The organism is Reichenbachiella sp. MSK19-1, assembly GCF_003590315.1.
GTDB classification, from domain to species: domain Bacteria; phylum Bacteroidota; class Bacteroidia; order Cytophagales; family Cyclobacteriaceae; genus Reichenbachiella; species Reichenbachiella agariperforans.
On the sequence record NZ_MIER01000015.1, the window covers coordinates 545,214 to 559,760 of the forward strand.

Consider the following 14,547-nt stretch of genomic DNA (forward strand, 5'->3'; position numbering starts at 1 on the left):
TAGTAGCCTCATGTCCCAGCTTACGACAAACAAATACTTTTTTATAGTTACTGCCCTTGCTTTGCTTTTAGGCATTCCTTTTTTAGCTAAAATCGCTTTTAGCAGCAAAGAAATCTACCCCTCTGTGGTCATGCCTGCAGCAGGCTCTAAAGTAAATATTGGAAAAGATGGGACATGTACTTTTGAAAAAAGACAACTATACGGTATAGATCCAAAAACAGGTACCGAAATTGAACTCAATCATACGCGATTTATATTCCCTGCTCCAATCCACGATTTGAGAGGTATGATCATGAATGACCTTGGGCTTTTCACATACGACAAGCATACTGATCAATACACAGAGGTGACAAACTGGTGGAGACAAAAACTCAAGGAACAGCATTGTTCTGAGAATGTAATCATTGCAAGAAAACTAAAAATAGACTCCAAAGATTTTTCTCAAACAGTAATAGATGAAAAAATATATACACTGGATTGACAGAAAAGCACATACAGCCCGCAATAGCATATTGATCAGTACCCATATTGATTTTAATCAAAATGGACTAGGCGTTTTTAGAATTCTGTTTGGATTGTATAGCCTACTATTTTCAGAGCATTATTGGGGTTGGTTAAAATCCATACCCAGTGCCTTATACAGAAATACTCGATGGAACTTCTTTAATATATTCTCAGATTTCCCAGCTGATTGGTTCATTGACATCATGGATATCACCATGCTGATTTGCATGGTTTGCATTACAATCGGTTACCGTACTCGTTTGACATCCATGGTCGCCTTTTTTATCATGTTGATCATGGATGGTTTTGCCTATAATCTTGGAAAAATAGACCACGAAATCATGATGACACTAATTTTTCCAATATTAGCCTTTACTAATTCGAGAGCCAAAATTGCCATCAGACCCGAAACACACACCACCAAGAAAACACATGACAGAGCAATCGCTCTATACGCTATCGTTATCGTTTTTGGCTTATTCACTTCTGGCGTTCCTAAAATACCATGGATGGATTTCAATACATCAACCAATGGGATTTTAAGATGGTACTACGAAGGGTATTACGTCTCTGATCGTGTACATTTATTGGCTCCATATTTCAAGTATGTTCCAATCTTCTTGGTTGAAATCACGGATCATTTTATCCCCTTATTCGAGATGGCAGGACTTTATTTTTTACTCAAATCAAGAAAAACGTGGTACACCTGGCTATTTGCACTATGCGTTTTTCACCTCGGAAATACACTGGTACTAAACATCCCTTTTATACCACAGGTATTTGCGTATGGGGTTTTCATTCTCCCTAAGTTCTACAACCTGTACCTCAAAAATACACGTTTGAACTTATGGGTAATATATCCTATTGGTATTATTCTAGGATGTAACAACTTATTCGGAATACTCTTTAAAAATCAATCTACCTACTTTCCTATTGAAAACAATTTGTATACAGGGTTAGCAACATGGATTGTATTGACAATACTAGCGCTTTCTATTTTGCTTAAAAAGCATCCAAAACCGGATACCCCCCTCTAGATAACACGCAACCTATCACTCCTCCAGTTTCAACATGGCCTCAGCGAAAGCATTGCCTAACTGGATGTAATTAACACTTTTATAATGCCATGGATCAGAGTGCTCATAATGTTTAGTCTCTCTGACAATGGCTGCTCGATCATCTTTCTTGACGAACTGTTCCTGAGCATATTGAACGAGCTCACCATACTTCCAAACCTTACCTCCTCTAGAAGCATCGTTGCTATCAGAGATTTTTCCTATCACGATAGGTAAGTCATCGGTAAGCATCGTCGCACGAATCAAATCCATCAACCGCTTTAGATTATCACAGTACGCGTATGCAGAAGATTCCAAATTACTATCGCTCTCCCCCTGCATCCACAATATGCCCTTTGGCACCAGTACATCTTTGACTCCATCATCATCAATATCCCCATCAGCCATGGCGTGACGCATCGTGGCTAGGAAGTGATCATACTGATTGATGCCAGTCACCCCATGATAGTCTGGATCCCAGCACCCAAACACATCTGCTGCCAAACTATCAATAGAAGTCCCTCCACGCGAATATTTGATTAGCGCTATCCTTCTATCAGGTTTAGCCTGCTGCATCGTCATCGCAAAACTCAATTCTAACCCAAAACGATCCGAATATTTATTCCTTTTCATATCAGCAGTAAATCCAGTGCCATGCCCCGGCCTCAGCACCTGCCAGCTCCCTACTCCACCACCTTCTTCATCATCCGGCACAGTGTGTCCATGAAAAATATAAATCCCGTCTTGCGCTCGCTTCAACGAATCAGGCAAGTCTTTGATATACCCATAGCCATCCATGTTAGACTGCCCTCCGAGAAAGTACACTTCTATCTCGTTGCTATTCTTTTGCGCATTCGCGAAAAAAGTCAGCCCTACTAGCCCTATCGCTACACTCCAATTTTTCATACTCTAATATCCTGATTCAATACTTAGGACGGGACACCTGTCATGCATCTGACCATCAAGGCTTAATCTGAAACTTGTTTCCCGTTTTCATTTGCTGTTTGTATTTATCTTCATCAAACTGATATAAAAACGCCCCCTTCTTACCTGTTGTACGCTTCTTTTCGTTGAGTTTGACCAAAATACCGAGCGAATCGATGCGCTTGATAAAATTACGCTTGTCCATCTCCGTCTCGAAGATCGCTTCGTACAATGACTGTAGCTCTGGCATGGTAAACTTAGGTGGGAGAAGTTCAAATCCTACAGGATAGTGCTCCGCTTTATATTTGAGCCGCTGATGGGCACGGTCTACAATCTCATTGTGATCAAAAATCAGGTCGGGCATCTCACCCAAATCAAACCATGATGCATCGTGCTGTTTGCTCAATTCCTCGTCATGATCCTCGATATTGATAAGTGAATAATATGTAACACTGATCGTACGCTCTACAGGGTCTCTATCGACTTGATTGAAACAATAAAGTTGCTCTAAAAAAACCTCTTGCAACCCCGTCAAACTCATCAGAATACGACTAGCAGCATCATCCAAACTCTCAGACTTCTTGGCAAAACCACCCATCAAAGACCACTTCCCCTTCTCTGGCTCAAAATCCCTTTTGATCAATAGCAGTTTCAGTTGATCCCCATGAAATCCAAAAATAATGCAATCCACTGCGACCAATAATCGGTCATATTCATTGTAAAGTGTCATAATCACACAAGTATAGCCGAATCCATGTAGAGATGAAAGCATCCATAGGATCAAAATCCTGCTTCACCATTCGCTGAACATGATAATCTAGAGCGCACAGATATATTTTACTTTTCTATGCATCACCGCTTTTTTTATACTCTTTTTTATTTTGCTTAGTTCGAATATTTTCTATCCATAATGTACATCTCTATGGCATTTTGGATAGAAAGCCACACAATTAATCAGCACCTCTTCGTACAAAGAATCACTCCTGTAGACCAGTTCATCTTGGTAATGGTAAAGTCATCTCTTTCTTCGAGGTATTTTGTTAAGTGTATGGCCTTTTCCTCATGTCCCGCTGGCCAGTTAGGCTGTGGAGTCATGTCATCGATGATATAAAAACCTCCTACTTTGACAAGTTTCAATGTCTCTAGTAACTCAGAATACTTACCTGGCCATGTGTCCGCAAAGATCAAATCAAACTTATCTCCCTCGTAATGCTTGATCCATTGCGCACCGTCAGCACATACTAAATCTAATCGCTCATCTTCTCCAAAAAACGCTTGTGCTACTTCGATGAGACTGGGATCATTGTCAATACTCGTCAACCTAGACTGTTCGTCTAGTCCCTCTATCATCCAAGCCAGCGATAGGCTGATCCCTGTCCCCAATTCGAGAATATTGGACTTTGGTTTGGATGCTACCAATGACTTGAGCAAAGTCCCAATATAAATATCCGATGGCATAGTAAATCCCATCTCTTTGCACTTTGCTTCCAGTTGAGGATACATCTTAGGCGTATCCAGAATATTGGATTCTTTCATTATTCGTTAACATTTATCAGTATACACAATCAGTGTACTCTATAGTTCTTTCTCAGAAAACATCTCACACCACACATTTACGATACATTCTCATAAGGTTATGATATCCCACTCTGCTCAAAGCACCAAATTTTAGGGTTAGGAACAGAAAAATGAGCCCCAATTAATCCACACTTTGGGATAGTTAAAATCGTCTCGGTGCGTTTACCCTGACAAATCAAACCCTTTCACCAGACCTTAAAAACAGAAGAACCTATATATGTTACAATCATCCCCTATCCCCCCTGAGGCAAAGAGCTAGTTTAGTCACTAAAATTACAAGCATGAAAATAAAGATTACACACTTATTATTGACCTTAGGACTGATCACTTTCTCAGTTCAATCACAAGCACAAGACCCTAATTTTCATATCTACCTATGTTTTGGTCAATCCAATATGGAGGGACAGGGAACGATAGGTTCTCAAGATCAAACCGTAGACAACCGCTTTCAGGTTTTGCAAGCAGTCGATTGTTCCAATATCAATCGGCAAGCCACAGAATGGCACCCTGCGATCCCTCCATTGTGCCGGTGCTGGAATGGACTATCACCCGCAGACTACTTTGGTCGTACGCTGATAGCATCTCTACCCTCCCATATCAATGTAGGTGTCGTCAATGTCGCTGTAGGTGGGTGTCGAATCGAATTGTTCGACAAGGACATCTATGAGGACTATCTAGATACCTACAAAGAGGATTGGTTTCAAAATGCACTTGACAGCTATGACCGTAACCCTTATAACCATCTACTCAGTCTAGCCAAACAAGCGCAAGAAGTAGGCGTAATCAAAGGTATTCTACTGCATCAAGGAGAATCTAACGCTGGCGATGCACAATGGCCGACTAAAGTTAAAAAAATCTATGATGACCTGCTATCAGATCTGGATATGGAAGCCAATGCTATCCCTCTACTCGCTGGAGAAATGGTACACGAAGATCAAGGGGGTAGCCTAGCTAGTATGAATAAAATAGTCGCTCAACTGCCCGAGATCATCCCTAATGCGCACATCATCTCTTCTAGTGGCTGTTCGGATAAGGATGACAACATCCACTTCGATGCTGCGGGATATCGAGAACTGGGCAAACGCTATGGAGAGAAAATGTTAAGCTTACTTGAGTATGATGCTAATGCACCTATCCTTCATAGCGAGTCTAACACTACCTACAGTCTCAGCACAGTCTATCCTAACCCTGTAGACAGCTACGGACAAATTGATTTTAGCTTACCCAAAGCCACTCATGTCAAACTAAAACTATACAATACCGCAGGACAGGAAGTAACACAAATCCTCAATAAGCCATGCACATCAGGTCACCACAGCATCAGCTATGATTTTGCATCAGTACCGCGTGGCGTGTACTACTATCGACTAGAAACAAACGAGAAAATGCTCAGTAAGAAAGTGCTAATTCATTAAACGACTCTAGGCCCGTAGATTGTGTGGCTTAACGCTTTGTTTTGAGAATGGATCACAATGCCAGTGCGTATTAATCAGTCTCGGGCATTGTGATCCATACCTTATTCTATGATTCCTACTCCACTATCGGTTTTTATCACGGGCTTAATAGTCCCGTCTTCGTTGAAGTAAAGGCGATCAATACAAACACTGCGACGAAACTCCCCTCCAGTCGGTAACTGTCCAGTGTGATACACAAAATACCAGTTGCCCTTGTACTCCTCCACGCCTACATGATGCGTAGGAGAGTTGGGCAAAGCACCGTTGAGATTGCCTTTATACTCCCAAGGCCCCTCTGGACTATCGGACATGGCATAATCTATCTCTTCTGGAAAGTGTGCCGAATAAATCAAATAATACAACTCCTCTCGCTTGAAAACCCACGGCGCTTCTGTAAACTCAGGTACAGAGATCGTATGTACTGGGCCATCTAGCTCGATCATGTTGTCCTTGAGTTTCGCCCATTTCAGCACGGTATTGCCCCAATAGATATAAGCACTCCCACTCTCATCGACAAAAACGGCTGGATCGATATCATCCCAAAAGATATCTGTCTGAGTGGTCATATCATTGGTGATCAGTGCCTCACCGATCGCATCCTCCCATGGTCCGGTAGGGTGATCTGCTACCGCCACACCAATAGCTTTGCCTGGTATGGTCGCATGCTCGACCGTCACGTACCAGTAGTATTTCCCGTTCTTTTGCTCGGTATGCGCTGCCCAAGCTTGCCCATTGGCCCATGCAAAATCAGTCGTACGCAACTTGGCTCCATGGCGCTCCCAGTTGACCATATCTGTCGACGAGAACAACAACCAGTCGTTCATCAAGAACCCCTCTCCTCCTTCGGACTGTTGGTCATGTCCCGTATAGATATAAAAGGTATCATTAGCTACAAAGGGAGCTGGGTCCGCAGTAAAAACCTCTTGTATAATGGGGTTTCCTGCCCTCTCCGACCTTACTCCTTCTGTTTGTTTTTCTTTCGTTTGTCCCGAATCACAAGCTGCCAGAGAAATCACTCCTACTAACAACCATAATACTTGTACGCTCACTTTCATCATTTAATCTTCTAGTTTCACTTGTTTAGGCCATCCATCGTCACTCCATTCGATTTCTTTGATGATCAGTTTGGGATGTCCCTCTTGGGCCATGTCATAGCCATGAAACACCAAGTAGTCTGTCTCGCCGAAGGTATAGGCACTGTTGTGCCCTACCCCCGCCCAGCGGTCATTTCCTTCCACGACGAGCATACCTCCGCCTTCATTCATCGGTGTACCTTCTCGGTCTACGAAGGGCCCTGTGGCTTGATCGGAGCGCCCGACTACTACTTTATAGGTGCTCTTTTCTCCTCTACAGCAGTAGTCCCAAGACACGAAGAGGTAATAGTTTGTATCCTTCTGGAAGATGAACGGAGCTTCTATGGCAGCATCTCCCGGATTTTTGTCATCGAGTTCGAAACTTCTTTCTCTTCTAGCTATGGTTTTCCACTCCTGTGGTTCAGCGATAGCTGTTCGGTTAGGTATCAGTTTCACAGCTTTCATTCCATCCCAAAACGAACCAAATGCCATCCACGGATAGCCTTCTTCGTCCACAATGATATTGGGATCAATGGCGTTCCACATGTCACGGTAAGGCACAGACTGTAGGATCATTCCCTGATCTTCCCATTGGTAGTTGGGGTTATTGGGATCCAAAGTCACATTGGTAACTAAGCCAATAGCCGATGTGTTTTTGGCAAAAGAAGAAACCGAATAGTACAGGTAGTACTTGCCGTCATAAAACGAAATATCTGGTGCCCAAATATGTCCTGTAAAATCCGTAACGGTTTCCTTAGCCCACTGCGGTGGGGCGTCAAAGACCTTGGGTTCGTGCTTCCAAGACTTCAAGTCTTTGGACGAATAAACGGTGATCCCCCTCCCCGTACAATAGAGGTAGTAGGTATCTCCCTCCTGGATCATCACTGGATCGTGTACGCCTATATCGTAGATGCCTTGGGCAAATACAGGCGAACACAACAGTCCCATGGCCACCCCTACGATGATTGCTTTTATACTTTTCATTACTTTACTATTTTTTTACCCCAATATGCTATGCCTTCGGTAGTCAATCCAGTGAAAAGGATAGTCTCATCGACCTCATTTTCCCAATCTCTACCACGCTCTACTTTGAGTTTGAATGGAGCAGACTCACCCTCTAGGTCAAATGTCAACCAAGGCGATTCGTAAGTCCACGTTCCAGTAGATGTACCAGACACTGTGCCGTCCGAGTGGATGACTATACTCAGACCCTGCTGAAAATCTGGAGATGTTTGTTCGTCTGCATAGCCTGGTACTACTTGATAGTTCATGACGATCTGCTCCCAGTCCCCTGCGATCTCGCTCTCGTCCACAGCAGTTTCTTCTTCCGCTGCATAGCGCTCTGGACTGACCATCGGCCAACCGTCCTCTGTCCAATGAATCTGTCGAATATGCAACAGCATATAATAGCTATCAATGCCAGGTCTGCCCTGATGCCCCATGTAAAATTCCTTGGATTCTTTGTCAATGAATACCGAGGGGTGAGACACCCCTTGCCATCCCGAATGCCCCTGAAAACGGTAGGGAGCCAAAATCATTGGCAAATCATCCACACCGTCGTTCATGTCACGACCGAGTATGTCATAGAATGGGCCATCTGGACTGTCTGATCGTCCGACTCGGACGTTGTATTTGGTCTGCAACCAGTCATAGGAGATGAACATGTAATACTTGCCAAACTCCTCGTTGTGGATGATTTCGGGCCCTTCGATGTTGCCATTGATGCTATTCCCAGTAAAGGCTCTTTGTGCCACTCGTGTTCCTATATCTCCCGTTTGCTTTGGCAATCCACTAGATGGATCTAGTTCGATACGATAGATACCATCCCATGCCGATCCGTAGTAGAACCAGTGTGCTCCAGATGGAGACACCGTGACCGTAGGATCAATAGCATTGGTTTGTCGTGTGGAATTGTTCAGAGAAGTCACTACGAGTCTTCGTTCTTCAAACGGCCCATACGGCTTGTCCGACACCATCAAACCAATAGCACTGAGTCGTGGCACCTCTGATGAAATGGAGTAATACACCCGATACTCTCCGCCCACTTTCATCGCATAGGGCGCCCACAAGTTATCGAAAGGTTCACCACCGTTGGAATGAATATGATCGAGCCCGAGTGGAGGATAACCTGTATCACCTTGTGCGTTCGGGTTGTTACCTCCAACTACCCAGCCTACAAACTCCCATTCCACCAGATTCTTGCTCCTTCTGATCTGGTGACCAGGTCTTACAGATGTGCCATAAGCCACATCTGTGGTATAGCAGTAGAAAAAGTCACCATTATCGATAATGGACGGATCGTGAACATTGTAATGTGCCCAGTCATATACATTGTCAGTACTGGCAATACTGCCATAGGTGTCGTTGAACTGTGTAAAGTCTATGGGGCCATCCTCCAAATTGGAGTCTAAACTATCTTGATCAGGATCAATCACATTGATTCCCGTTCCAGAAGAAGAGTCATCACAGGAGGTAAATACCCCCAGTGATGTGATCAAAACTATTACTAAAATTAAAAACGTGTCCTTTACGATCTCCTTCATCTCCTACACTGATTTCGTTCCTGTTTATTTCACTTCCAAAACCACTACCGAAAATGGTGGCAAAGTCACAGTCCACTCGTCTCCCTTTTTCTTGAAGCCTTTGAAGCTTTTGGGGGAAATTACTGTTCCATTTTCAAATGAATTGTAGTCCTGCAATTTGTCAGAAGCCAAAATCTCACCGCTCATTTGTTTACTATTCGTCCCGAGTAATTTGAGGCTCGCTGCCTGTGACTCTTTCGAATCGATATTGACCAACGAAATATGCATCACGCCCTCACTATCTACAGAGGCCGAACCCGATACAGCTGGCAGTTTCTCTCCCTTGTATTCATAATCAGCAGTCGTCAACTCCATCGGCAGCAAAGTCGCGTCTTGGTGCACATTGTACATTCTCATCACGTGGTAGGTAGGTGTCAAAACCAGTTTCTCTTCATTGGTCAAGATCAAAGCTTGTAGTACATTGACGATCTGCGCGAGGTTGGCCATTTTGATTCTATCGGCGTGGTTATTGAAGATATTGAGCGTCGCTCCAGCTATCATGGCATCACGCATCGTATTTTGCTGATACAATACTCCCATTGTTTGGCTTTCGGGTGCATCATACCACCCACCCCACTCGTCGACGATCAAGTCTACTTTCTGCTCAGGATCATACTTGTCCATGATCGCAATATGCTTCGTAACCAACTCCTCCATAAAGAGTGCTGATTTCATCGTAGCAAAATACAGCTCTTCACTGAAGTCTTTGGCAGGTCCTTTTTTCCCCCAGTCGATTACCGAGTATGAGTGCAAGGCGACTCCTTCGATGAGTGGTTTCGGGATGTCACGCATCAGCACCTCTGTCCAATTATAATCCGCTCCATTCGCACCAGATGCGATTCTATATAGTCCATCAGAGTTGGACCAATCCGTCATGAATGTACTGTACTGTCTGAATAAATTGGCATAGAACTCAGGCGCCATGTTGCCACCGCATCCCCACATTTCATTGCCTACCCCCCAGTATTTTACATTCCATGGCTCGGTACGACCATGCTCTATTCTCAGGTCAGACATGGGGCTGCCTCCTGTGTGATTGACATACTGCACCCAATCCGCCAATTCCTTTACTTGTCCACTTCCTACATTGCCCGCCAAATATGGCTCTGCATTGATGCGCTCACATAGGTTGAGGAAATCATGTGTACCGAAACTGTTGTCCTCTGTAGTACCGCCCCACCATTGGTTGACGATGCTCGGTCGATCGGCACGATCACCGATCCCATCCATCCAGTGGTAAGTATCCGCAAAACAGCCACCTGGCCATCTGAGTACCGGCACTTTCAATTCGATCAGTGCATCGATGATATCGGTTCGGACTCCTTCTGTATTGGGTATCGCTGAGCTATCACCTACATAAATCCCGTCATAGATGCATCGTCCTAGATGCTCGGCAAAATGACCATAGATATTTTTGTTGATCGTATGTTCTCCTTTGTCCGCATTGATGATGACGGTTGCTTTTTGGGCCTGTACACCAAGCGCAAAAACAAACAAAGCCGCAAACATGATTATTCCTTTTTTCATTACTTTATATATTTCTCCTGATTATTAAACAGTACTAATCACTCCTTTTGCCCCTAATTGAATGAGTGAAAGGAGTAGTCTTAAACCTTTATTTAGCTTCTACTCTTAAAACTGTGAAAGAGTATGGCTCAAGTTGATAAGCCAATTTTTCAGAGTCTAATGTTTTCTTCTCTGTTCTTGGACTGATTTTATTCCCTTCATCCAGGGTATTGACAGCCTCTAGCTCTTTGCTAGAAAGCACCTCAGCGGTCACTTCAGCACCAATAGTAGCCCCTGCGACATCAAAGCTGGTCTCAACTGCTGCTTCGCCAGTATTCACGATTTTGATAATCAACTCTCCAGCATTTTCATCTCTGGTGGCAGTAGCGTACAATCCATTCTGTCCAGTCACTGGTTTGCCGTCTTTTTCGAGCGGAATCACGTGTGTACCTGGATTGGTAGCGTACATCTTCTGCACGTAGTAGTTGGCCGTGCCATATGAATCGAGGTTATCGAACCAAATCAAATCTGGTGTCCACTGCCAACCTTCTGCATGAGCAAAAAGAGGCGCATAGGAGGTCATCGTAACTAGATCGGCATTTCGCTCCAGACCAGTCAGGAATGCTGCTTCTGAAAGAGCAGTCTCCCAGTTGTTCTTATTGTCTGGGCTAGCTACACCTACACTTTGTGCGGCCCATTCGCCTACGAAAAGTTTAGAACCTGTGCGCTCATAGTTGTCATACCAATCCGTATTTTCCATAAACCAATCAGGATTGCGATAAAAGTGCTCATCCACAATTTCTGGTTTCAGCCTTTTCCATACTTTCCAGAGGTACTCAATCTCCTCTTCGCCATTAGGGAAGATAGACCCATCTGACCCAGTCGCTGCAATAATCTGTATTTCGGGATACTTTGCTTTAACAGCGTTGACGATTGGCACATACCTTTCTACATATTGTGGGCCCCATTGTTCGTTTCCTACACCGAGCATCTTGAGGTTAAATGGTTCGGGGTGTCCCATATCGGCACGCAATTCCCCCCATTTGCTGTCCGTTGATCCATTGGCAAATTCGATAAGGTCAAGCGCATCTTGGATATAGGGATCCAATTGATCCAGCGGAACCAACTCTCCAGTATTGAACTGACAAGCCATACCACAGTTGAGAATGGGCACAGGTTCTGCCTCCAAGTCCTCAGCCAACAAGAAGTATTCGTAAAATCCAACACCAAAACTTTGATAATAATCCGGTGCAGGTCTATGGTCAAACTCAAAATTCCAACGGTTGATGGTCACTACCCGTTCATCGACATCCCCAACTGTATTTTTCCATTGATATCGCTGGGATAAATCGAAACCCTCCACGATACACCCACCGGGGAAACGCAAAAACCCTGGATCCATATCGGCGAGCAATTGCACTAGGTCTGCTCTCAATCCATTTTTTCTTCCCTTCCACGTATCCGTTGGGAAAAGGGAAACCATGTCTATGTCAACAGTTCCTTCTCCTTCGAACCAAATTTTCATCGTACCTTTTGCGTCCGTTTTAGAAGGTGTCAATGAAGTAGTTAGCGTTTGCCATTCGTTATTGATGCCATCCACTCGACTATTAGCGATTACTTCACCTTTTGAGTCCAATAATTCAATTCGGATGGCTGAGACCTTACCGTCCCCCCCTCTGACCTGAATGCTAAAATTATGAGGGAGTCCCTCCTTGAGGCCCATTCCTCGAAAGCCTTCATTCAACAGTCCTGCTCCAGAACCTTGGTCCTCGATTTGTACACGCATGAACCTAGTGTTTCGTGGATTGTTGGTGTTGATAGGTAAAAATCGAACGCCAAGCCCCTTGTCTTTGAGTTCGGTCCACCCACGCAAGGGTTTGTCAAATTCAAAAGATCGGTTTTTGACCAACTCAGCATACAAGCCGCCATCGATGGCAAAATTGATATCCTCGAAGAAGATGCCATACATCGTAGGCTCTACCTTGGCAATGGTTTTGCTCGCGTCGATTTGAAAGGTATGCGATGCGGCAGTTTCGGTCTGCGTCTCGGACGGAGTAGTACCACAACCACAAGCAAGCACAACTCCCACTCCTAATCCCAGTATTTGATTTATTATTTTATTCATCGTTAATTCATTTCTATAGAAAAAGCCATTTGGCCTGATTATCATTTTGGTATACAGTATCAATTCCACTATTGCGTTTTCTTTCCCCAAAGTGAATCCCCAGAAGAATTCAACCCAGCAAAAACAAGTGTCAGCTCTCTAGGAGATGCCTCCCAATCCACTTCACGCTCGACATACAGTTTTGTATTGCCAATCGTAAGGACATCGTCTGCTTCATCAAACGACCATGCGCCCGTTAAAGCACCTGTAGCTTCCCCATTTGCTGATAGCGTGAGCGCTACTGATGTTTGCTGTGTTCGGTACTCGTATCGTAGTGTGATAAGCTCCCAATTTCCTGCTAGGTCAGCTTCGCTGATCTCTGTCTCTGGGACTCCAGTATATCGCTCAGGCATGACCACTGGCCAACCGCCTTCTGTCCATCTCACTTTTCGGACATGCCCCATCATGATGGCATTGCTATAGGCATTGCCTCCTGTGTTAGCTGGCAGACGCGCCTGTGAAGCGTAAAACCAATCTCCCGTTTCTTCATATTGAAACATGGCATTGTGCGCAAAACCAACCCATCCAGAATGATTGTTAAATTTGTAAGGGTGAGTAACAATTGGGTAGACATCTCCACCATTCGTCACACTAGCACCATCATATCCCTTGTACGGCCCTGTTACATTTTCTGATCTGGCGACTCTCGTATTGTAGGGTACATCCAGACCGTCATAGGCCAAGAACAAATAGTAATACCCAGTTTCTTCACTATACATCACCTCTGGCCCTTCTGATCCCTGCCATCTTGAGCCGTTTGTTCGGGTGTAGATATGTGTACCCCAAGTGGATTCATCATTGATATCAAATTCGTGTAATGGCAATCCTGTATCCGAATCAATTTGAACCGCTGCAATACCGCTATGCCATGAACCATAAAACATCCAGTGTTCACCCTCAGGAGTAACGACGTAAGAGGGGTCGATGGCATTGTATTTAAAATATCCACTCCAGTCGTTAGTCGACGATCTAGACCAGTCAGTTCCTCGATCAGAAACAGAGCAAACGACCATCCCCTTGTCTTCCCAATTGTTCGAAGAAAGGTCTGTCGTTTCCATCATACCTATGAAGGCTCTTTCTGTCCAAGTGTTATCAAAATTTTCTTCAGACCATGGCAATCCATTACCTATCAAATTATCAATAATGATGCTGTAGTACATTCGGTAGACATTGCCGACCTTACGGACCACAGGAGCCCAGTGTCCAAAAGCGGGATTGTTGATTGGAGCCAAACCCACTGCATCTCGCATACTGTTTAGCGTATCTTTTACCCATGTTGGTGTCACTGACATAGAAGCTCCCATATAGGACCAATTCACTAAATCTCTGGATCGGCGACCATGAAAATGTCCATGTCCATCATGGGCATTGCCATAGGAAGCATTGGTACCATACATATAGTAGTAGTCTCCATCAAAAACTACACTTGGGTCATGTACATTGGCCAGGTTCCAATCAGAGCGATCATTCCAAGAAGCCATCGCTGCATAGTCGTCAGCGTATGTGGGAATGGTGTAGGTGGTATCAGTCACTTCATCTTCATCCTCCTTTACGGTGATGCCTGTAGGCTCTAAATCATCATTGTTGCACCCTATAAGTAATAGAGCAGCTAGGGTGACAGATAAAAACAGAAAATACTTATGTCTCATTTCAATTATATTTTTTATCAATCCGACGGGTATAACTCAGTACTTTGTTGAAATTGCC

General features: G+C 44.2%; 12 protein-coding genes. 3 read left to right on the top strand and 9 right to left on the bottom strand.

Translation table 11 applies throughout. The features are described from left to right. The first annotated feature begins 10 nt into the window (after positions 1-10). Both BGP76_RS10370 and BGP76_RS10375 read left to right on the top strand, forming a co-directional pair. Positions 11-481, top strand: a complete 471-nt coding sequence (locus BGP76_RS10370; protein WP_119844607.1) for a hypothetical protein — start codon at positions 11-13, stop codon at positions 479-481. Next, complete coding sequence (locus tag BGP76_RS10375; protein WP_119844608.1) at positions 456-1,541, top strand: hypothetical protein; 1,086 nt, start codon at positions 456-458, stop codon at positions 1,539-1,541. The genes BGP76_RS10370 and BGP76_RS10375 overlap by 26 nt, the downstream gene beginning before the upstream one ends. Positions 1,542-1,556: 15 nt before the next feature. On the opposite strand, the gene BGP76_RS10380 is transcribed toward BGP76_RS10375, so the two are convergent. The 3 genes from BGP76_RS10380 to BGP76_RS10390 all read right to left on the bottom strand — a co-directional run bounded on the left by BGP76_RS10380 (position 1,557) and on the right by BGP76_RS10390 (position 4,019). After that, positions 1,557-2,465, bottom strand: a complete 909-nt coding sequence (locus tag BGP76_RS10380) for a sialate O-acetylesterase (RefSeq protein WP_119844609.1) — start codon at positions 2,463-2,465, stop codon at positions 1,557-1,559. 55 nt (positions 2,466-2,520) lie between these two features. After that, entirely contained in the window at positions 2,521-3,213 is a 693-nt protein-coding gene (locus BGP76_RS10385; RefSeq protein WP_216009872.1) for an NUDIX domain-containing protein, read from the bottom strand. Positions 3,214-3,437: 224 nt separating this feature from the next. Continuing rightward, on the bottom strand, positions 3,438-4,019 hold the full coding sequence (locus tag BGP76_RS10390; RefSeq protein ID WP_073124629.1) for an O-methyltransferase: 582 nt from the start codon (positions 4,017-4,019) through the stop codon (positions 3,438-3,440). A gap of 323 nt (positions 4,020-4,342) precedes the next feature. On the opposite strand from BGP76_RS10390, the gene BGP76_RS10395 reads away from it, so the two are divergent. Then, the gene (locus tag BGP76_RS10395; protein WP_158584231.1) at positions 4,343-5,476 is read left to right on the top strand and encodes a sialate O-acetylesterase; all 1,134 of its coding nucleotides are present in this window, start codon (positions 4,343-4,345) and stop codon (positions 5,474-5,476) included. A 101-nt stretch (positions 5,477-5,577) separates the two neighbouring features. Here the strand turns inward: BGP76_RS10395 and BGP76_RS10400 are convergent, their stop codons facing one another. The 6 genes from BGP76_RS10400 to BGP76_RS10425 all read right to left on the bottom strand — a co-directional run bounded on the left by BGP76_RS10400 (position 5,578) and on the right by BGP76_RS10425 (position 14,489). Further along, entirely contained in the window at positions 5,578-6,573 is a 996-nt protein-coding gene (locus tag BGP76_RS10400) for a glycoside hydrolase family 43 protein (protein WP_221409876.1), read from the bottom strand. Further along, a complete protein-coding gene (locus BGP76_RS10405; RefSeq protein WP_119844610.1) occupies positions 6,574-7,572 on the bottom strand; it encodes an arabinan endo-1,5-alpha-L-arabinosidase in 999 nt (332 codons plus the stop codon). Further along, on the bottom strand, positions 7,572-9,131 hold the full coding sequence (locus BGP76_RS10410; protein WP_119844611.1) for an arabinan endo-1,5-alpha-L-arabinosidase: 1,560 nt from the start codon (positions 9,129-9,131) through the stop codon (positions 7,572-7,574). The genes BGP76_RS10405 and BGP76_RS10410 overlap by 1 nt, the downstream gene beginning before the upstream one ends. A gap of 24 nt (positions 9,132-9,155) precedes the next feature. Continuing rightward, entirely contained in the window at positions 9,156-10,697 is a 1,542-nt protein-coding gene (locus tag BGP76_RS10415; protein ID WP_119844612.1) for an alpha-N-arabinofuranosidase, read from the bottom strand. Positions 10,698-10,785: 88 nt separating this feature from the next. Further along, positions 10,786-12,801 carry an alpha-L-arabinofuranosidase C-terminal domain-containing protein gene (locus BGP76_RS10420; RefSeq protein WP_119844974.1) on the bottom strand — a complete coding sequence of 672 codons (2,016 nt, stop codon included), beginning with the start codon at positions 12,799-12,801 and terminating at the stop codon, positions 10,786-10,788. 68 nt (positions 12,802-12,869) lie between these two features. Beyond that, positions 12,870-14,489, bottom strand: coding sequence for an arabinan endo-1,5-alpha-L-arabinosidase (locus tag BGP76_RS10425; protein ID WP_119844613.1), 1,620 nt, complete (start codon positions 14,487-14,489; stop codon positions 12,870-12,872). Positions 14,490-14,547: the final 58 nt, after the last annotated feature.